Annotated in this window: 19 protein-coding genes; 8 read left to right on the top strand and 11 right to left on the bottom strand. The window is 60.0% G+C overall.

Features of this window, described 5'->3' with window-relative positions; translation table 11 throughout:
* Positions 1-226 precede the first annotated feature (226 nt).
* The 4 genes from modC to RG836_RS19760 all read right to left on the bottom strand — a co-directional run bounded on the left by modC (position 227) and on the right by RG836_RS19760 (position 5,366).
* Positions 227-1,321: a molybdenum ABC transporter ATP-binding protein gene (gene modC, locus RG836_RS19775; RefSeq protein WP_310848686.1), complete on the bottom strand. Its 1,095-nt coding sequence runs from the start codon at positions 1,319-1,321 to the stop codon at positions 227-229.
* A 3-nt stretch (positions 1,322-1,324) separates the two neighbouring features.
* A complete protein-coding gene (gene modB / locus RG836_RS19770; RefSeq protein ID WP_310848684.1) occupies positions 1,325-2,005 on the bottom strand; it encodes a molybdate ABC transporter permease subunit in 681 nt (226 codons plus the stop codon).
* Positions 2,006-2,755, bottom strand: coding sequence for a molybdate ABC transporter substrate-binding protein (gene modA / locus RG836_RS19765; protein ID WP_310848681.1), 750 nt, complete (start codon positions 2,753-2,755; stop codon positions 2,006-2,008). It abuts the gene before it with no gap.
* Between the two features lie 163 nt (positions 2,756-2,918).
* Positions 2,919-5,366 (bottom strand): autotransporter, encoded by a 2,448-nt coding sequence (locus RG836_RS19760; RefSeq protein ID WP_310848679.1) that lies wholly within the window; start codon positions 5,364-5,366, stop codon positions 2,919-2,921.
* Positions 5,367-5,534: 168 nt separating this feature from the next.
* On the opposite strand from RG836_RS19760, the gene acuI reads away from it, so the two are divergent.
* On the top strand, positions 5,535-6,518 hold the full coding sequence (gene acuI, locus RG836_RS19755) for an acrylyl-CoA reductase (NADPH) (protein ID WP_310848677.1): 984 nt from the start codon (positions 5,535-5,537) through the stop codon (positions 6,516-6,518).
* Between the two features lie 2 nt (positions 6,519-6,520).
* Here acuI and ada read toward each other — a convergent pair whose 3' ends face one another.
* The 4 genes from ada to RG836_RS19735 form a co-directional block, all read right to left on the bottom strand.
* The gene (ada, locus tag RG836_RS19750) at positions 6,521-7,573 is read right to left on the bottom strand and encodes a bifunctional DNA-binding transcriptional regulator/O6-methylguanine-DNA methyltransferase Ada (protein WP_310848675.1); all 1,053 of its coding nucleotides are present in this window, start codon (positions 7,571-7,573) and stop codon (positions 6,521-6,523) included.
* An 88-nt stretch (positions 7,574-7,661) separates the two neighbouring features.
* The gene (alkB, locus tag RG836_RS19745; protein WP_310848673.1) at positions 7,662-8,327 is read right to left on the bottom strand and encodes a DNA oxidative demethylase AlkB; all 666 of its coding nucleotides are present in this window, start codon (positions 8,325-8,327) and stop codon (positions 7,662-7,664) included.
* Between the two features lie 31 nt (positions 8,328-8,358).
* Positions 8,359-8,529 (bottom strand): hypothetical protein, encoded by a 171-nt coding sequence (locus RG836_RS19740; RefSeq protein WP_310848671.1) that lies wholly within the window; start codon positions 8,527-8,529, stop codon positions 8,359-8,361.
* Between the two features lie 29 nt (positions 8,530-8,558).
* A complete protein-coding gene (locus tag RG836_RS19735) occupies positions 8,559-8,861 on the bottom strand; it encodes a DUF1883 domain-containing protein (RefSeq protein WP_310848669.1) in 303 nt (100 codons plus the stop codon).
* Positions 8,862-9,058: 197 nt separating this feature from the next.
* On the opposite strand from RG836_RS19735, the gene RG836_RS19730 reads away from it, so the two are divergent.
* Positions 9,059-9,415, top strand: a complete 357-nt coding sequence (locus RG836_RS19730; RefSeq protein WP_310848697.1) for a hypothetical protein — start codon at positions 9,059-9,061, stop codon at positions 9,413-9,415.
* A 68-nt stretch (positions 9,416-9,483) separates the two neighbouring features.
* Positions 9,484-9,714, top strand: coding sequence for a hypothetical protein (locus tag RG836_RS19725; protein WP_310848695.1), 231 nt, complete (start codon positions 9,484-9,486; stop codon positions 9,712-9,714).
* A 13-nt stretch (positions 9,715-9,727) separates the two neighbouring features.
* Here RG836_RS19725 and RG836_RS19720 read toward each other — a convergent pair whose 3' ends face one another.
* Both RG836_RS19720 and RG836_RS19715 read right to left on the bottom strand, forming a co-directional pair.
* A complete protein-coding gene (locus RG836_RS19720; protein ID WP_310848667.1) occupies positions 9,728-10,009 on the bottom strand; it encodes a hypothetical protein in 282 nt (93 codons plus the stop codon).
* Between the two features lie 28 nt (positions 10,010-10,037).
* Positions 10,038-10,220, bottom strand: coding sequence for a hypothetical protein (locus tag RG836_RS19715; RefSeq protein WP_310848666.1), 183 nt, complete (start codon positions 10,218-10,220; stop codon positions 10,038-10,040).
* 269 nt (positions 10,221-10,489) lie between these two features.
* Here RG836_RS19715 and galU point away from each other — a divergent pair, with 269 nt between their 5' ends.
* Positions 10,490-11,329 carry a UTP--glucose-1-phosphate uridylyltransferase GalU gene (galU, locus tag RG836_RS19710; protein WP_310848664.1) on the top strand — a complete coding sequence of 280 codons (840 nt, stop codon included), beginning with the start codon at positions 10,490-10,492 and terminating at the stop codon, positions 11,327-11,329.
* A 128-nt stretch (positions 11,330-11,457) separates the two neighbouring features.
* Positions 11,458-12,816, top strand: a complete 1,359-nt coding sequence (gene gorA / locus RG836_RS19705) for a glutathione-disulfide reductase (RefSeq protein WP_310848662.1) — start codon at positions 11,458-11,460, stop codon at positions 12,814-12,816.
* Here the strand turns inward: gorA and RG836_RS19700 are convergent, their stop codons facing one another.
* On the bottom strand, positions 12,817-13,812 hold the full coding sequence (locus RG836_RS19700; protein WP_310848658.1) for a DNA-binding protein: 996 nt from the start codon (positions 13,810-13,812) through the stop codon (positions 12,817-12,819).
* A gap of 176 nt (positions 13,813-13,988) precedes the next feature.
* Between RG836_RS19700 and RG836_RS19695 the strand changes: the two genes are divergently transcribed.
* The 3 genes from RG836_RS19695 (at position 13,989) to ahpF (ending at position 17,342) form a co-directional block, all read left to right on the top strand.
* Complete coding sequence (locus RG836_RS19695) at positions 13,989-14,933, top strand: site-specific integrase (RefSeq protein ID WP_310848656.1); 945 nt, start codon at positions 13,989-13,991, stop codon at positions 14,931-14,933.
* Positions 14,934-15,080: 147 nt separating this feature from the next.
* Positions 15,081-15,644, top strand: coding sequence for an alkyl hydroperoxide reductase subunit C (ahpC, locus tag RG836_RS19690; RefSeq protein ID WP_310848654.1), 564 nt, complete (start codon positions 15,081-15,083; stop codon positions 15,642-15,644).
* Between the two features lie 132 nt (positions 15,645-15,776).
* Positions 15,777-17,342, top strand: a complete 1,566-nt coding sequence (gene ahpF / locus RG836_RS19685; protein ID WP_310848652.1) for an alkyl hydroperoxide reductase subunit F — start codon at positions 15,777-15,779, stop codon at positions 17,340-17,342.
* Positions 17,343-17,374: the final 32 nt, after the last annotated feature.

The following is a 17,374-nucleotide window of genomic DNA, read 5'->3' as shown; positions in this document are numbered from 1 at the left end:
ACCCCTGTGGGAGCTGCGGTGCGACGATTCGACTTGCCAGCGATGACGACCTGCCAGCCAATCCATCACCATCAGATACACCTCCACCCCCTGTGGCGAGGGAGCAAGCTCCCTCGCCACAGAATTATCTGGCAGATGTTCCCAATTCAAAGGTGGGAGCTGCGGTGCGACGATTCGACTTGCCAGCGATGAGGCCAGTCCAGGCAATGAAGTTCCAGCGGCTTGTCTACGCCAACACGGCAACCGCTTTGATTTGCGCCCAAAGCAATTGCCCCGGATGGATGTTGAGCTGGTCGCGGGAGTAGCGAGTAATGCGCGCGAGCAGGGGTGTGCCGCCGGCGTCTAGCTTGATGAGTACGTGGGCGGTGTTGTCGGCGGGCATTTCGCTGATGACGGTGACCGGCAGGCGATTGAGGATGCTGCTGTGTTCCGAAGCTTGTTGGCTGAGGCTGACGTCCCGTGCCTGGACTTTGCAGCGCAGGGCGTGGCCGATGGCGAGTGGCGAATGGGCCACGCGCATGCTCAAGGCGCCCGTGGTGGCGGAGGCGCCGGGCAATTCCAAGGTCAGCAATTGGTAGCTTGCATCGTAGTCACTGACGCGGCCTTCAATCACCACCCCGGCGTCATCACCTAGCGCCAACGGCAGGTCGAGGCGCGCCAGGGTTTCGCCGATCGGGCCGCTGGCCAGTGCCTGACCGTCGCTGAGCAGAACGATGTGATCGGCCAATCGTGCCACTTCATCCTGGGAATGGCTGACGTACAACACCGGGATGTCGAGTTCGTCGTGCAAGCGCTGCAGGTATGGCAGGATTTCGTTCTTGCGCTGGCTGTCGAGCGCCGCCAGCGGTTCGTCCATTAGCAGCAGGCGCGGGCTGGTGAGCAGGGCGCGGGCGATGCCGATGCGCTGGCGCTCGCCGCCGGACAGGTTGTGCGGATGGCGCTCCAGCAGATGGCCAATGCCGAGCAGCTCGGTGGCGTGGGCCATGTCCACGCGCCGCTGGGGCTTGGCGATGCGCTTGAGGCCAAATTGCAGGTTGGCCAGCACCGACAAGTGCGGAAACAGGCTGGCTTCCTGAAACACGTAACCGAGCGCCCGTTTATGCGGCGGCACGAACAGTTTTTGCTGGCTGTCCTGCCATACCTCGTTGTTGACCTTGATAAAACCCTGCTCGGCTTTTTCCAGCCCGGCGATGCAGCGCAAGCAGGTGGTCTTGCCTGAACCCGAGTGGCCGTAGAGCGCGGTAACGCCGCGACCTGGCAAGTGCAGGTCAACGTCCAGCGCGAACCCGGAATACTGCAACTTCAAACGCACATCAATCATCAATCAGCTCCAGCCCGCTTTGGTTTTACGGCTGGAGTACAGCGCCAGCAACACCAGGAACGAAAACACCAGCATCGCCCCGGCAAGCCAATGCGCCTGGGCGTATTCCATGGCTTCGACGTGGTCGTAGATCTGCACCGAAACCACCCGGGTCTTGTCGGGAATATTGCCGCCGATCATCAGCACCACGCCGAACTCACCGACGGTATGGGCGAAGCCAAGGATGGCGGCAGTGATAAAGCCGGGGCGGGCGAGGGGCAGGATCACGCTGAAAAAGGTGTCCCAAGGATTGGCCCGCAAGGTCGCGGCGACTTCCAGAGGGCGGGTGCCAATCGCGGTAAAGGCGTTTTGCAGCGGCTGGACCACGAACGGCATCGAGTAAATCACTGAGCCGATCACCAGCCCGGCAAAACTGAAAGTCAGGGTGCCCAGGCCGAGGGACTGGGTAAATTGCCCGAAGAAGCCATTCGGCCCCAGGGCCAGTAACAGGTAGAAGCCGATCACGGTGGGCGGCAACACCAGGGGCAGGGCGACAATCGCGCCGATGGGGCCGCGCCACCAGGAGCGGGTGCGCGACAGCCACAACGCAATCGGGGTGCCGATAACCAGGAGGATGGCCGTGGTCAGTGACGCCAGTTTCAGGGTCAGCCAAATGGCGGAAAAATCGGCACTCGATAGCGGCATTTAGAGTTGATAACCGTAGGACTTGATGATGGCGGCGGCTTTCGGCCCTTTCAGGTACTCGACCAGCGCCTTGGCGGCGGCGTTGTCCTTGCCCTTGGTGAGGATCACGGCGTCCTGCTTGATCGGCTCATGCAACTCGGCCGGGACGATCCACGCCGAGCCGCTGGTGACTTTGCCGTCCTTGTAGATCTGCGACAAGGCAACGAAACCCAGCTCGGCATTGCCGGTGGAGACGAACTGGAAAGCCTGAGTGATGTTCTGGCCGGTCACCAGTTTGTCTTTGACCTTGTCAGTCAGGTTGAGCTTGCCCAGCACCTGGGTGGCCGCCAGGCCATAAGGTGCGGTTTTCGGATCGGCAATCGACAGGTGCTGGTAGGCGTTGTCGCTCAGCACTTTGCCCTTGGCGTCGACATAACCGTCCTTGGCCGACCACAGCGCCAGAGTGCCGATGGCGTAGGTGAAGCGCGAGCCCTTGACTGTGTCGCCTTCTTTTTCGAGCTTCAGCGGCGTGGTGTCATCGGCGGAAAGGAAAACCTCAAACGGCGCGCCATTTTTGATTTGCGTGTAGAACTGGCCGGTAGCGCCAAACGAAGCAACGAGTTTATGGCCGGTGTCCTTTTCGAATTCAGCGGCAATGGCCTGGACCGGCGCGGTGAAGTTGGCGGCCACGGCAACCTGGACGTCATCGGCGTGGGCAGCACTGAAGGCAAGCGCCGCAAAAAGGGCGACACCGCTGGTGATGAATTTCATTCAAAGCTCCGTTTCAGGCAAGACAGTGGGCAGTTGTTGTTTGGAATCGATTTCGTCGTGCGGTGGTGGAAGCGCTATGTACGGAAATATATAGCGAAATGCCTTTAAGCGGAACTCACTAACGGGTCATTTTTGTGACTTCTTCTAAGCCTGCCCGGAGCCGTTAACGTCGATGGAAACCACCGCCGCCACCGAACGAGTGATTCATCACTCGCGAAGAGGTGTGGAAGTCGTTCAAGCGCTGATTACCAAAATTCCGCGCCGCCGATTCACGATCCAGATTCTGCAGCTGTGCCGACGCATTGGCGCGGGTGGCGCCGCCCTTGACCATGGATTGCCAGCCGTTGTCGGTCTTGCGGTAGACATTGCCGTCGTGCCCGACGTAGACGTTGCCGCCAACCTGTGCCGCCCCGCCGTTGCGTCCCCGAACGCCACCGAATTGCGTGGTGTTGCCGGTGTTAGGGTTGTACACGGCACCGCGGTTGGCGCTGACTTGCGTGCCATTGCGCACATTGCCCGCCGTGACCCGTCCGCCAGCGATAGCGCCGCCCTCAGGGCCGACAATCGAGCCGCTGTGGCCGGCGGCATAGCGTCCGGTAAACACATTGCCGACCGCGCCGCGTTGGCCGGCCGCCGCCACGCCGGTGCGCGAGTTGTAGGCGTTGCCCACCTGGCCGGCCCAGCGATTGCCGGTCCAGGCGTTATAGCCCGCGCCGTAACGGCTAACCGAGGCGCGATCGCCCCATTGGCGGTAGATGTTGCCGGTGGTCCCGGCCCAGCCGCCCGGTCCCCAGGCCACAGCGCCACCGTGATAACCGTAGGCGGCGCCACCCCACGCCAGCGGCGCCGGGTAGAGGTGCGGCCCCCAGGCGTAACCCCAGCCGTAATTGCCCCACCACGGATAAGCGCCCCAGCCCCAGCCCATGGCGACCGTGCTTCCGCCCCAACTCCAGCCGAAGCCAAAACCGAAGGTCCAGCCGGTCCACGGTGTGTAGCGAATCGCAACACCGAAACCATAAGTCACCGGCGGCCCGTACCACACGTTACCCACCCACGGCGTGTACGGATAACCGGTACCGTAGACCACCACGCCACTGTTCGGGTCGAAGGTCGAGCCTTGATAGCCCGGCGTATAACCGACCACCACCGTGTCGCCGCTGACTTCATAGACTTTGACGTAGGTGAGGTAGTGCATCGGTGAGCTGGGCGGAATCGAATAGATCACCGCTGGCACTGAACTGGCCACTGCCCATGGCCCTTGTACCGCCGTCGCGCTGAACCAGATGCCGTTTTCCACCGCGTACCAGTGACTGCTGTCGAGCATGATGATCGGCGTCGAACTGTTGACCACATATTGCAGCGATGTGCCGCCGATGGCGTTGAGCTGCGGTTCGCCGTCGAACTGCGGCGCGGTCATCTTCACTGCACTTTTCTTGATCGCCGAGGTTTGCGGGATGGTCGCGGCAATCGCCGCTTCCCTGGCCTGGGGCGTGCCCGCCACCGAGGCCTTGACGTTCTCTTTGGGGCTGTCGTCAGGGATGTTGGTGAAGTCCGCCGGGAGTTTATCGGCCGGGGTGAAAGTCCACGGGCCGTTCATGTCGCTGGCGCGGAACCAGCGCCCGGAAATCAGCACGTAACTGTTCTGGTCGCCGATCTGCTTGAAGATATGCCCGGTGGTATTGCTGACATAAAGCAACTGGGTGCCCTGGATCGGTTGCCATTGCGCCGGGCCGTCGGTGACCAGCAGTTCGTTGGGCGCGGTGGCGATGTAAATCTTCGGTACTGGTGGCTTAGCCAGGGTCGGGATTTTGTCTTTGGGGTCGCTTTGGCCAGTCAGGAGATCCACCTGACGACTTTGAATTGCGGCTTTCCTGGCTTTTTCAAGATCGGCGCCGGGGGAGGGCAGCGGGGCATAACTGCCATTCAATCCGTCGGCGACCATCCAGCCGTCGAACACATGTAGGTAGTGTTTGCCTTGGGCATCCTTGAGCAGCAATGGCCGGGTATTGATCACTCGCTGCAGTGACGTTCCATCGACCGGGCGATAGGCCGGCTCGCCGTCGATGTACACGAGCATCGCCGGTACCTCGGAATTGATGATGGCCGGCGGGGTGTTGTCGATGGGCGCGCTGTCGGCCTTCTGTTCGGCGGCCAGTACGCCGACCGCCGCTTCCAGTTGATCGAGGGCGATGGTTTTCTTGCGTCCCGCAGCGTCTTTTTGCAGGGCCGCGACCCAGGCCTTGGACTCGCTGGCGCTGGACGGAAAATCGGCTTTGATAAGGGTGTACTGATCCAGTGCGACCCAGCGCGTGGCTTTGTCGACCAGGGTGTGCGCACTGAATTGCACAATGCCGTAGGTGGATTTGCCGTCCTTGCCGGTGGCTTCAACGGCCGCCCGTGCGATCAGGGTGTAGCCGTCCCAATTGTCGAGTTGCGGCTGGTAAATGGTCAGTTCGGTGGTGCCGCTGGTCAGCACCTGGGGCCAGCTCGGGCTGACGGTCGGCGGTTGGTCGGCGGCGGACTCTGGCGCTGCATGGGCTACCGGCACGCTGGCAAGCAACAGTGTGCAAAGTAGCGACCAACAGAGGGCAGGTAAGCGGTGGCGGGTCATTGTCAGCTCCTTCGACAACCGAGTATTGCTCGGTCAAAAAAGCATAGCCGCGCACTTCGCTGGCGCCTGTGAATTTAATGAATTAGCGTTTAGTCGGGGTAGGGCGGAGCGAACCGGTGTGGTATTTCATGGGCACGACCTTTCCATTAAACCCATTCGGAGACCGTGATGTTCAAAGGCATATACATCGAGAAAGACGACCAGGGTTACCGCGCCGATCTGCGTGATCTCAGCGAAGAACAACTGCCCGAAGGCGACGTCACCGTGCGTGTGGCGTACAGCACCCTGAATTTCAAGGACGGTCTGGCGATCACCGGCAGCAGCCCGGTGGTGCGAAAATTCCCCATGGTGCCGGGGATTGATCTGGCGGGTACGGTCGAATCCAGCAGCCATGCGGACTACAAGGAAGGCGACGCTGTCCTACTGAACGGATGGGGCGTCGGCGAGGGACATTGGGGCGGCCTGGCGCAAAAAGCGCGGCTCAAGGGTGACTGGTTGATCCCGTTGCCAAAGGCATTCACTGCCGCTCAAGCGATGGCCATCGGCACCGCCGGTTACACGGCGATGCTGTGCATCCTGGCGCTGGAGCACAACGGCGTGACGCCGGAGCAGGGCGAAATCCTGGTGACCGGCGCAAACGGTGGCGTTGGCAGCTTCGCCATCGCTCTGCTGAGTAAACTTGGCTACACGGTCGTGGCCTCGACTGGCCGCACCTCTGAACACGAATACCTCAAACGCCTGGGTGCCAGCGAGATCATTGATCGTGCCGATCTGTCGGCGCCAGGCAAGCCGCTGGCCAAGGAGCGTTGGGCAGCAGTGATCGATTCGGTGGGCAGCCACACCTTGGCCAACGCCTGTGCCAGCACCCAGGCCAATGGCACTGTGGCCGCTTGCGGTCTGGCCCAGGGCATGGACTTTCCGGCGTCGGTCGCGCCGTTCATTCTGCGGGGCGTGACCTTGGCCGGGATCAACAGCGTGACGCAACCCAAAGCTAAACGAGTAGAGGCTTGGGATCGTTTGGCAACGGACCTGGATTTCGCCTTGCTGCCGCTGATCAGCCACGAAATCGGCCTCAGCGAAGCCATCGACGCGGCACCGCAGCTGCTGGCCGGGCAGTTGCGCGGTCGAGTGGTGGTCGACGTCAACCGCTGAGTTCAGCGCACCTGTTCGCGTTCGAGCAGTTGCCGTTTGCGCTCAACGCCCCAGCGATAGCCCGACAGGTTGCCGTCGCTGCGCACCACGCGGTGACAGGGGATCGCCACCGCCAGGCTATTCGCCCCGCAAGCCTGGGCCACGGCGCGCACGGCTTTGGGTTGGCCGATGCGCTGGGCGATCTCGGCATAGCTGGCGGTGCTGCCCAGGGGGATTTCCCGCAGTGCCTGCCAGACCCGCTCTTGAAACGCGGTGCCGCGCACGTCCAGCGGCAAATCAAGGCCCAGCGCCGGTGCTTCGACAAACCCAACCACTTGCGCGATCAATTGCTCGAACTGCTGGTCCGCGCCGATCAGGTTGGCGCGACGAAACTGGTCCTGCAGATCACGCACCAGTTGATCCGGGTCGTCCCCCAACAAAATCGCGCACACGCCGCGATCGCTCTGCGCTACCAGAATCGCGCCGAGTGAGCATTGGCCTACCGCAAAACGAATGTCGATATTGGCGCCGCCGGCCCGGAAGCGAGTGGGCGTCATGCCCAGCAGGTGATCGGCGGATTCATAAAAGCGGCTGTTGGAGTTGAAACCGGCGTCGTACAGCGCGTCGGTGACTGAGGGGCTGTCCATCAGGCTTTGACGCACGCGCCGCGAACGGTGGGCGGTGGCGTAACCCTTGGGCGTCAGGCCGGTGACTGCTTTGAATACGCGATGAAAATGAAAGGTGCTCAGGCCAGCGGCTTCGGCCAGGGCGGCGAGGCTGGGCAGGTGTTCGGCAGTTTCGATCTGCCGGCAGGCGGCTGCGACAATAGAGGCGTGCTGCGCGGCGGACTTGGTCTGGTCCGAGGTGGCGCGTTTGCTCGGCCGATACCCGGCGGCTTCGGCTTGCTCGGCGGTGTCGAAGAACACCACGTTCTGCGGATTCGGCCGGCGGGCCAAGCTGCTGGGGCGGCAGTAGACGCCGGTGGTTTTCACCGCGTAGACGAATTGCCCGTCGGCCCGTGGATCGCGAGCCAGCACAGCAGCCCAGCGGAGGTCTTTTTCTGATGGGGTGGTCATGATGCGCTGCCCTTGGACGAGTTCAGGCCAGCGTAATCACGCGGGTGATATGCCGCACTCCCGCTCTTGCGGTCAAACTCGAAAGTGCTCATCCGGCCTTGCGCAAGGTGAAATTGATCCGCCGGCTGCCGAGGCGCGGATGCTCGCCGTCCTTGAGCGGCAGCACACCGTGGTAGCGCAGACGGTCGACACCGCCCCAGACCACCACATCGCCATGGGCCAGCGGTATCCGTTGCGATTTGTCGCTACGCTCGTGGCCGCCGAACAGGAACACCGCCGGCAGCCCGAGGGACACCGAGACAATGGGCGCGTCGTAGTCCTGCTCGTTTTTATCCTGGTGCAAAGACATCTTCGCACCCGGCAGGTATTGGTTGATCAGGCAGGAATCCGGCAGGAAGTCGCTGAATCCGGCTTCCTGTGCGGCCGCTTGCGCCAGCTCAAGAAAAGACCCCGGCAGCTCGGGCCAGGGCTCGCCGTTTTGCGGATCGAGTCGGGTGTAGCGATAACCGTGGCGATCAGTGGTCCAGCCCAGCGTGCCGCAGCTGCTGAGGGCCACTGACATGGTGAAACCGCCAGGGGTAGTCATTTGCCGGAAAGGTGCGGCGAGCAGCACGGTTCGCAGTGCCGGTAACAAACGGTCAATCCAGGGCAGGGCGAAGCCGCGCAAGACGTAGGATTGTTCGCCGATCTGTTCACTGCGGCCCGGTTGATCGGGCTCGAAGTCGGCAAACAGATCGAGAGTGCTCGGCGGCATGATGGACGGCGCCTCGTGTCAATGCTGCGAATTACAGGGCTTTGCTGACCTTGATGTCGTCGATCACATCATCGGTCGCACCGTGCAGGGCTTCCAGCGCAGCCTTGGCTTCTTGCTCGGTGCCCTGTTCGAGTTGCGCGAACTCGAAACGACGTTCGCCGTTGAGGGTGTATTTGATCACGTACTTGGTTGTTTGAGCCACGGTGAACCTCTTGTGCCGTCGTGCCGGTGTCAGCTGAGTTTCGAGCTGGAGCGGCGGATGATCTTGATCGAGTGGGTCAGGGTCGGTTTGCGGGTGACGCTGATGGCCTTGCGGGTGATCATGTCGATGGTGATGTTCCAGAACCCGGTACTGGGTGCGGTGATGCGCGCCGGAAAGGTGTCGAACGCGCCGCCGTGGTAGGTGTGACGACCGCCATTCTTGAAGCTGCGGAAGTTGGCGTCGTTCATCAGGCGGATATTGCACATCTGCGAGCACTGGATGACGACAATGTCGTCCTCGTTGAGGTGCTCGCGCTGGTGGATAAATTTCATGGCGCCTCCAGAAGGGCTTTTGCTACTAAATCAAAACGATGGCGAAGTTTATCAGCCCGGCGGCGCAAATATGCGCCCGGGCGTCCCGGCAGCGAAAATTAATAACGGATAACAGGCTATTAATGAGCGATAAAGGTAAGGTGCGCCGGAGAAAAACAGTGATTGTGCTGTCGGAGGGTCTTTATCGGAGGTTTTATATGAAGTGGGGCGTGTGGGTTTTGCCGGTGGCATTGACGATGAGTGGTTGCGCAACAGTCTCGGACATCAATGAGACACTGCCCACCATGAGTGTGATTTCGGGCAAGAAGCCCCATGAGTACGCGCAGTGCCTGGTGGAAAAGCTCGCTGACAGCCGGGGCGCGCTACAAGTCGAACCGTACAAGAGTGGCGTGCGGGTGATCGTGCCGCAGAAGCTGTCCGCCGGGCCGGCCGCGGTGTTCGAGATCGAAGATCGCTCCAGTGGCAGCAGCATCAAGCTGCACGAGCGGCTGTCCAATGTGCCGTTGCGCCCATGGGACGTTCGTAATGCCGCCACCGAATGTATTTCCGGCTGATAAACTGTTGCCAGTCAATCGATGCCGCCAAAGCGAACCTTGGCGGCATCGTCATTTCTGGAGCAGGCATGAAGCGAGAACAGGTACACGATCGACATGCAGAGGGCCATATCTCTGCCACCCATGTGATTCGCAATCCTGCGGATCTGGACGAGTGGATCGTCTTTTTCAAGAAAAGCGCGGGCCGCAGTTTTTTTCTGGTGGACGACAACGATGAAGTCGAGTCCTTTCGCAGTCTGGACGATTTGATCGAGACCCTGAAAGGCCTCGGAATCAAATTCGCTGAAATCCAGATGTAAGCGGTACGGGGGCTTACTTGCAGATCACGGTCACGCTACGGCTTTTATAGTTACCGACGTCAACGCCCAAAGTCTTGTCGCTTTCCTTGGCGGACGGCGTGCCATCGGTGCCGACAATGCGATACCCCGTGCCAGCGCAGGATGCATCGGCTTTTTCGTAGCAGGCGGCCCAGGAATTGGCTTCGCCGGAGCAGTCAATGGCCAGGCCTTGTTCGCCGTTGGCCAGCACGGTTTGTTCGGTCGAGGCGCATCCGGCCAGGGCCAGCAGGGCAAGCAGGGGAATAAGTTTTATCATGTCGGGTCGTCGCTCAAGGCTGGTCGGGTTATTTGCCGCCGCGCCGTTTCGGGGCTGGCGGCTGATCCTGCAACACCGATGCCACTTCGATTGCCAGAGCTTCCGTAGGGAATGCCCCGGCGATCTTTTCATCGCTGGCGCTATTGACCCACCACTGGCCGTCCTTTGCTTGAACGATCAGGTATCCATTGACGCTTTTCACTGCCGACATCGATCTGTCTCTTTGGGGGTTAAAAGGCGCAATGATAGCCGCAATCGCCCCTAAGTGGTGCTGGCAGGCGTACAGTGGACAAGACTCTGGATCGACTCGAAGTGTCGATGCTGGCGTTTCGACAGCGCCCGATGGCAAGGGTTGCGGAACTATCCGCAGAAATATTTCTCTATCTTCGCATCGGCCAGCCAGCGCGGGGCATTGTAAGGTGCCACCAGCCTGATTAGACTGCGCCAAAACCCGTACGCACAGCCCTTTCAAGGACTTATATGATCAAGAAATGCTTGTTCCCAGCAGCCGGTTACGGCACTCGCTTCCTGCCAGCGACTAAGGCGATGCCCAAGGAAATGCTGCCGGTGGTGAACAAGCCACTGATCCAGTACGGCGTCGAAGAAGCGCTGGACGCCGGCTTGACTGAAATTTCCATCGTTACCGGTCGTGGCAAGCGCGCCCTGGAAGACCACTTCGACATCAGTTACGAGCTGGAAAACCAGATCAAGGGCACCGACAAAGAGAAATACCTGGTCGGCATCCGCAAGCTGCTGGACGAGTGCTCGTTCTCCTATACCCGCCAAACCGAAATGAAAGGCCTCGGCCACGCGATCCTGACCGGCCGCCCGCTGATCGGTGACGAACCCTTCGCCGTGGTCCTGGCGGATGACTTGTGCGTCAACCTCGATGGTGACGGCGTACTGACCCAAATGGTCAAGCTGTACGAGCAGTACCGCTGCACCATCGTTGCGATTCAGGAAGTCGATCCGCTGGAAACCAACAAATACGGTGTGATCGCCGGCGAGCTGATTGCCGATGACCTCTACCGCGTGCGCAACATGGTCGAGAAGCCAGCGCCGGAAGATGCCCCGTCGAACCTGGCGATCATCGGTCGCTACATCCTGACCCCGGACATTTTCGAACTGATTAAACAAACCGAGCCAGGCAAGGGCGGCGAAATCCAGATTACCGACGCTCTGATGAAGCAGGCGAAAAACGGTTGCGTGATTGCCTACAAATTCAAAGGCAAGCGCTTTGACTGCGGCGGCGCCGAAGGCTACATCGAAGCGACCAACTTCTGCTTCGAGAACTTCTACAAGACGGGCAAGGCTTACTAAGCGTTCGCTGTTGGTTGTACGAAAAAGCCACCTCCGGGTGGCTTTTTCATTTTTAGGCCCCATTTACTCCGCGGCACTTGTCCGTTAACCCACGGCAGGTATGCTGATGTCCTGCCGAGGAGAGTGAAATGGCCTACGATTTTGACCTTTATGTGATTGGTGCCGGTTCCGGCGGTGTGCGCGCAGCGCGTTTTGCAGCAGGGTATGGCGCAAAAGTCGCCGTGGCTGAAAGCCGCTATCTGGGTGGTACCTGTGTGAACGTCGGCTGCGTGCCGAAGAAATTGCTGGTCTACGGCGCGCATTTCGCCGAAGAGTTTGAACAGTCCGAAGGGTTCGGCTGGACCCTGGGCAAGGCCAATTTCGATTGGCCAACGCTGATCGCCAACAAGGACCGTGAGATCAATCGCCTCAACGGCATTTATCGCAACTTGCTGGTCAACAGCGGCGTGACCCTGCACGAAGGCCACGCCAAGATCGTCGATCCGCACACGGTCGAGATCAACGGTGAGCGACACTCCGCCGAAAACATCCTGATTGCTACCGGCGGCTGGCCGCAGATTCCGGAGATTCCGGGTCGCGAACACGCCATCAGTTCCAACGAAGCCTTTTTCCTCAAAGAACTGCCCAAACGGGTGCTGGTCGTCGGCGGCGGTTACATCGCGGTCGAGTTCGCCGGGATTTTCCATGGTCTGGGCGCCGAGACGACGTTGCTGTATCGCGGCGATTTGTTCCTGCGTGGCTTCGACGGTTCGGTGCGCAAACATCTGGAGGAAGAGCTGACCAAGCGTGGCATGAACCTGCAATTCAATGCCGACATCGAGCGCATCGATAAGCAGGCTGACGGCAGTTTGCAGGTGACGCTCAAGGATGGACGTGTGCTGGTCGCCGACTGCGTGTTTTACGCCACCGGGCGCCGGCCAATGCTGGACAACCTGGGCCTGGAAAACACCGGTGTCACGCTGGATAGCAAGGGCTACGTCGAAGTCGACGAGCAGTACCAGACTCGCGAGCCGTCGATTCTGGCGCTGGGTGATGTGATCGGTCGGGTGCAATTGACCCCAGTGGCGCTGGCCGAAGGCATGGCGGTGGCGCGGCGTTTGTTCAAGCCAGAAGAATACCGGCCAGTGGATTACAAGATGATCCCGACCGCCGTGTTCAGCATGCCCAACATCGGCACCGTCGGTATGACCGAAGAAGAAGCGCGCGCGGCCGGACACGATGTACAAATCTTCGAAAGCCGTTTCCGGCCGTTGAAGTTAACGCTCACTGAATGCCAGGAGCGCACGCTGATGAAACTGGTGGTCGATCTAAAGACCGACAAAGTCTTGGGTTGCCACATGGTTGGGCCAGACGCGGGTGACATCGTTCAAGGCTTGGCGATTGCCTTGAAGGCGGGCGCCACTAAGCGCCATTTCGATGAAACCATCGGCGTGCATCCTACGTCCGCTGAAGAATTCGTCACCATGCGCACGCCTGTGGCCAGGTAATCAACCAGGCTCTGTGTCGGCCGCCGCCGCAAGGGTGGTGGCCAGGCGCAGGGCTGTCTCGGTTTGCGCGAGTTGCAGTTCCAGAGCTTGCTGTGCGCGCCGCTGTTCTTCGCCGGTCTCCTTGAGCGCCTGATGTTCTTCCATCGCAACGCGCAAGCGTTCCTGGAGGAGGGTGCGTTCACTTTCCGTGCGGCTGATTTGCTCGATCATCTGTGTCTCGCGACTGTGGCTCTGCTTGAGCTGATCCTGCATCAGGCTCAGTTCGCGCAGGGTGCCGCGGTTTTCCGTTAGCAGGCGCTCGTTGTCACGATGCAGCTGGGTGATTTCATCCTGTCTGATCAGCGCGCTCTGCTGCGCCTGCCGCAACTCCATCTGCACCTGCTGCACTTGGCCCTCGTGGCGGCGCTGTTCCTGCTCCCGTTGTTCTTTCACGGCATTGCGGTAGTGCTCCAGCGCATCGCGAGCGTGCAGGTGTTTTTCTTCGAGTGAGCGAATCTGCTCGTCTTTGTCCTGCAGGCGCAGTTCGAAATCGCTGAGCGCTTGATTCAGCCCGGCATTGCGTGTTTGTTCGGTCTGCAGCATCGAGTGCGTGCGCTGCAAACTGGCGCTTTCCTGGCTTAGCGCGGCGGCCTGGATATCGAACTGCTGCTGGAGTTGCGCGAGCTGCTGTTGCGCGACCGCCAATTGTGTCTCAAGCGTCATACGCTGTCGATCGAAGGCTTCCCGCGCCTGATCAATCGGCTCCTGAGCCTGTTCCCGCAGGCGCTGCGCCATGCGCGATACCAGACTTGCCAGCTCATCCTCCAGCGCTTCGGTCGGTGATTCAACGTCTGCGACGCCGTCATCCAGTTCTTTGAGATAGCGGTGGATGGTGGTCTTCGAGCCGGTATTGCCCATTTCTATTCGTACTGCATCGATGCTCGGGTGTTCACCGCGGGCGAGGATTGCCGCACGCGCCGATTGCACCACTGCCTTATTCACGCCGCCGCGAGCCATATTGCCTCCTACGATTTCGTACTGTGGTATGTACCACGTATTTAGAGACTGTACCACGCAATGGATAATCAATAAAAATTTCAATTTCACAAGCGGGATATACTGGTATTACCCCGTGTGAGAGGCTTAATCGCTCACTTCAACCGTCTATCCCCGTACACCCTCGGAATCCAGCCATGACCGAACTCGATCGTTATCTGCAAGCCGCCACTCGGGATAACACGCGGCGCAGCTATCGCGCGGCGATCGAGCACTTTGAAGTGACCTGGGGTGGATTCCTGCCGGCGACGGCCGACAGCGTTGCGCGTTATCTGGTGGATCACGCCGGGACGCTGTCGATCAACACCTTGAAGCTGCGGTTGTCAGCCCTGGCGCAATGGCACAGCAGCCAGGGCTTCGCTGATCCGACCAAGGCCCCGGTGGTGCGCAAAGTCTTCAAGGGCATTCGCGCGTTGCACCCGTATCAGGAGAAGCAGGCTGAGCCACTGCAACTGCGGCATCTGGAACAGGTGATTGAGGTGCTGCATCAAGAGGCGGCCAACGCGAAGTCTTCGAATGACCGCCCCGCGTTGTTGCGTGCCAGGCGCGATACCGCGCTGATCCTGCTGGGCTTCTGGCGCGGGTTCCGCAGCGATGAGCTGTGTCGGGTGCGAATCGAGCATGTGCAGGCCCACGCCGGTTCTGGCATCAGCCTGTATCTGCCGCGCAGCAAGGGTGATCGCGAGAACCTTGGCAAGACCTACCAGACACCGGCGTTGCAGCGGCTGTGCCCGGTTCAGGCCTACATCGACTGGATCAACGAAGCGGCGCTGGTGCGCGGGCCGGTGTTTCGCGGCATTGATCGTTGGGGGCACGTGGGCGAGGAGGGCTTGCACGCCAATAGCGTGATCCCCTTGCTGCGCCAGGCCTTGGAGCGTGCCGGGATCGCGGCCGATCATTACACCAGTCACTCGTTGCGACGCGGCTTTGCGTCGTGGGCGCACCAAAGTGGCTGGGATCTCAAATCGCTGATGAGTTATGTGGGCTGGAAAGACATGAAATCCGCCATGCGTTACGTAGAGGCAACACCATTTTTTGGCATCGAGCGGCTCGAAGAAAAACCTGTCGAATCAGCAGATTAAGTTTTCTTCTATTAAGACTGCCCCTCAATAGCGAAAACACATCACTAGCATCAGGTTTGCCAATGAGCTATCGATCGAGTGAGTGGGTAAAGTTCACTTCATCAACTTCTCAACACATGCTTTCAACCACCTGACGGAGAGTCATCGATGCCTATCATCAACAGCCAAGTTAAACCGTTCAAAGCTACCGCCTACAAAAACGGCGACTTCGTACAAGTGTCGGACGCCGACCTGAAAGGCAAATGGTCCGTTGTGTTCTTCTACCCAGCTGACTTCACCTTCGTTTGCCCGACCGAACTGGAAGACCTGGCTGACAACTACGACGCGTTCCAGAAACTGGGCGTGGAAATCTACAGCGTGTCGACCGACACCCACTTTGCTCACGCGGCCTGGCACAACACTTCGCCAGCCATCGGCAAAATCCAGTACACCATGATCGGCGACCCAACCCTGACCATCTCCCGCAACTTCGACGTACTGATCGAAGAAGCTGGCCTGGCTGACCGCGGTACTTTCGTGATCAACCCAGAAGGTCAGATCAAAATCGTTGAACTGAACGACGGCGGTGTCGGCCGTGACGCTTCCGAGCTGCTGCGCAAAATCAAAGCCGCTCAGTACGTTGCCGCTCACCCAGGCGAAGTCTGCCCAGCCAAGTGGAAAGAAGGCGAGGCCACTCTGGCTCCGTCCCTGGACCTGGTCGGCAAGATCTAAGTCAGTGACACGTACACCAGGGCGGTTTACCGCACCTCAGTAAGCTGCACCGCCCACTGAAAACGCCCGGGCGAGATTCGCTCGGGCGTTTTTTTGCGCCTTTTTTTTACCTTTTTCATGGAAATCGCCCGTATGTTGGACGCCAATCTTAAAGCTCAGTTGAAGTCATACCTGGAACGGGTCACCCAGCCGATCGAGATCGTCGCTTCCCTCGACGACGGTGCGAAGTCCCAGGAAATGCTGGAATTACTCAAAGACGTTGCCAGTCTTTCCACCCAGATTACCTTGCTCGATAACGGTGATGATGTCCGCAAGCCATCGTTCTCGATCAACCGCCCGGGTGGCGATATCAGCCTGCGTTTCGCCGGCATCCCGATGGGCCATGAATTCACTTCGCTGGTGCTGGCCCTGCTGCAAGTCGGCGGCCACCCGTCGAAAGCCAGTGTCGAAGTGATCGAACAGATCCGTGCCCTCAAAGGCGAGTTCTCCTTCGAGACTTATTTCTCGCTGTCCTGCCAGAATTGCCCGGACGTGGTCCAGGCGCTGAACCTGATGGCCGTGTTGAACCCGAACATCCGCCACGTCGCCATCGACGGCGCGCTGTTCCAGGACGAAGTCAACGATCGCAAGATCATGGCCGTGCCGAGCGTTTATTTGAACGGTGAGAACTTCGGCCAAGGCCGCATGGGCCTGGAAGAAATCCTCGCTAAGCTCGATACCGGTGCCAGCGCCAAGCAAGCGGAAAAAATCAGCGCCAAGGCGTCGTTTGACGTGCTGGTAGTGGGTGGTGGCCCCGCCGGTGCCGCTGCAGCGATCTATGCCGCACGTAAAGGCATCCGCACCGGCGTCGCCGCCGAGCGCTTTGGCGGTCAGGTGCTGGACACCATGGCCATCGAGAACTTCATCTCCGTGCAGGAAACCGAAGGGCCGAAGCTGGCCAGCGCACTGGAAGAACATGTCAAGCAATACGACGTCGACATCATGAACCTGCAACGCGCCACCGCGTTGATCCCAGCGAAGAACGCCGGTGACCTGCACGAAATCCGTTTCGAAAGCGGCGCGAGCCTCAAGACCAAGGCGCTGATTCTGGCGACTGGCGCCCGCTGGCGCGAAATGGGTGTGCCGGGCGAGCAGGAATACAAAGCCAAGGGCGTGTGCTTCTGCCCGCACTGCGACGGTCCGCTGTTCAAAGGCAAGCGTGTGGCGGTGATTGGTGGCGGTAACTCCGGCGTTGAAGCGGCTATCGACCTGGCCGGTATCGTCAGCCACGTGACCTTGCTGGAATTCGACAGCAAACTGCGCGCCGACGCCGTCCTGCAACGCAAGCTGCACAGCCTGCCGAACGTCGACGTGATCACCAGCGCCTTGACCAGTGAAGTGAAGGGTGATGGCGAGAAGGTGACCGGCCTTGTGTACAAGGATCGCGATTCGGGTGAATTCACTACGGTCGACCTGGAAGGTATCTTCGTGCAGATCGGGTTGCTGCCGAACACCGACTGGCTCAAAGGCACGGTCGAGTTATCGCCTCGCGGTGAAATCATTGTCGATGCTCGTGGCGAGACGTCGCTGCCTGGGATCTTCGCAGCCGGTGACGTGACTACCGTGCCGTACAAGCAGATCGTGATTGCGGTCGGCGAGGGCGCCAAGGCCTCGCTCAGCGCGTTCGACCACCTGATCCGCACCTCGGCCCCGGCATAAATCCACAGCGCTGAAACACAAAACCCCATGAG

It is taken from the genome of Pseudomonas rhizozeae (genome assembly GCF_031583775.1).
In the GTDB taxonomy this organism is placed as follows: Bacteria; Pseudomonadota; Gammaproteobacteria; order Pseudomonadales; family Pseudomonadaceae; genus Aquipseudomonas.
Note: the sequence above shows the minus strand (reverse complement) of the source record. Positions and strands in the feature narration are given on the sequence as shown.

Bases quoted from the DNA above. Each gene is read 5' to 3' on its own strand.
- modA (WP_310848681.1), bottom strand. From the start codon at position 2,755: ATGAAATTCATCACCAGCGGTGTCGCCCTTTTTGCGGCGCTTGCCTTC.
- modB (WP_310848684.1), bottom strand. From the start codon at position 2,005: ATGCCGCTATCGAGTGCCGATTTTTCCGCCATTTGGCTGACCCTGAAA.
- ada (WP_310848675.1), bottom strand. From the start codon at position 7,573: ATGACCACCCCATCAGAAAAAGACCTCCGCTGGGCTGCTGTGCTGGCT.
- RG836_RS19735 (WP_310848669.1), bottom strand. From the start codon at position 8,861: ATGAAATTTATCCACCAGCGCGAGCACCTCAACGAGGACGACATTGTC.
- RG836_RS19700 (WP_310848658.1), bottom strand. From the start codon at position 13,812: ATGGCTCGCGGCGGCGTGAATAAGGCAGTGGTGCAATCGGCGCGTGCG.
- ahpC (WP_310848654.1), top strand. From the start codon at position 15,081: ATGCCTATCATCAACAGCCAAGTTAAACCGTTCAAAGCTACCGCCTAC.
- alkB (WP_310848673.1), bottom strand. From the start codon at position 8,327: ATGCCGCCGAGCACTCTCGATCTGTTTGCCGACTTCGAGCCCGATCAA.
- RG836_RS19760 (WP_310848679.1), bottom strand. From the start codon at position 5,366: ATGACCCGCCACCGCTTACCTGCCCTCTGTTGGTCGCTACTTTGCACA.
- gorA (WP_310848662.1), top strand. From the start codon at position 11,458: ATGGCCTACGATTTTGACCTTTATGTGATTGGTGCCGGTTCCGGCGGT.
- galU (WP_310848664.1), top strand. From the start codon at position 10,490: ATGATCAAGAAATGCTTGTTCCCAGCAGCCGGTTACGGCACTCGCTTC.
- acuI (WP_310848677.1), top strand. From the start codon at position 5,535: ATGTTCAAAGGCATATACATCGAGAAAGACGACCAGGGTTACCGCGCC.
- modC (WP_310848686.1), bottom strand. From the start codon at position 1,321: ATGATTGATGTGCGTTTGAAGTTGCAGTATTCCGGGTTCGCGCTGGAC.
- RG836_RS19715 (WP_310848666.1), bottom strand. From the start codon at position 10,220: ATGTCGGCAGTGAAAAGCGTCAATGGATACCTGATCGTTCAAGCAAAG.
- RG836_RS19730 (WP_310848697.1), top strand. From the start codon at position 9,059: ATGAAGTGGGGCGTGTGGGTTTTGCCGGTGGCATTGACGATGAGTGGT.
- ahpF (WP_310848652.1), top strand. From the start codon at position 15,777: ATGTTGGACGCCAATCTTAAAGCTCAGTTGAAGTCATACCTGGAACGG.
- RG836_RS19720 (WP_310848667.1), bottom strand. From the start codon at position 10,009: ATGATAAAACTTATTCCCCTGCTTGCCCTGCTGGCCCTGGCCGGATGC.
- RG836_RS19725 (WP_310848695.1), top strand. From the start codon at position 9,484: ATGAAGCGAGAACAGGTACACGATCGACATGCAGAGGGCCATATCTCT.
- RG836_RS19695 (WP_310848656.1), top strand. From the start codon at position 13,989: ATGACCGAACTCGATCGTTATCTGCAAGCCGCCACTCGGGATAACACG.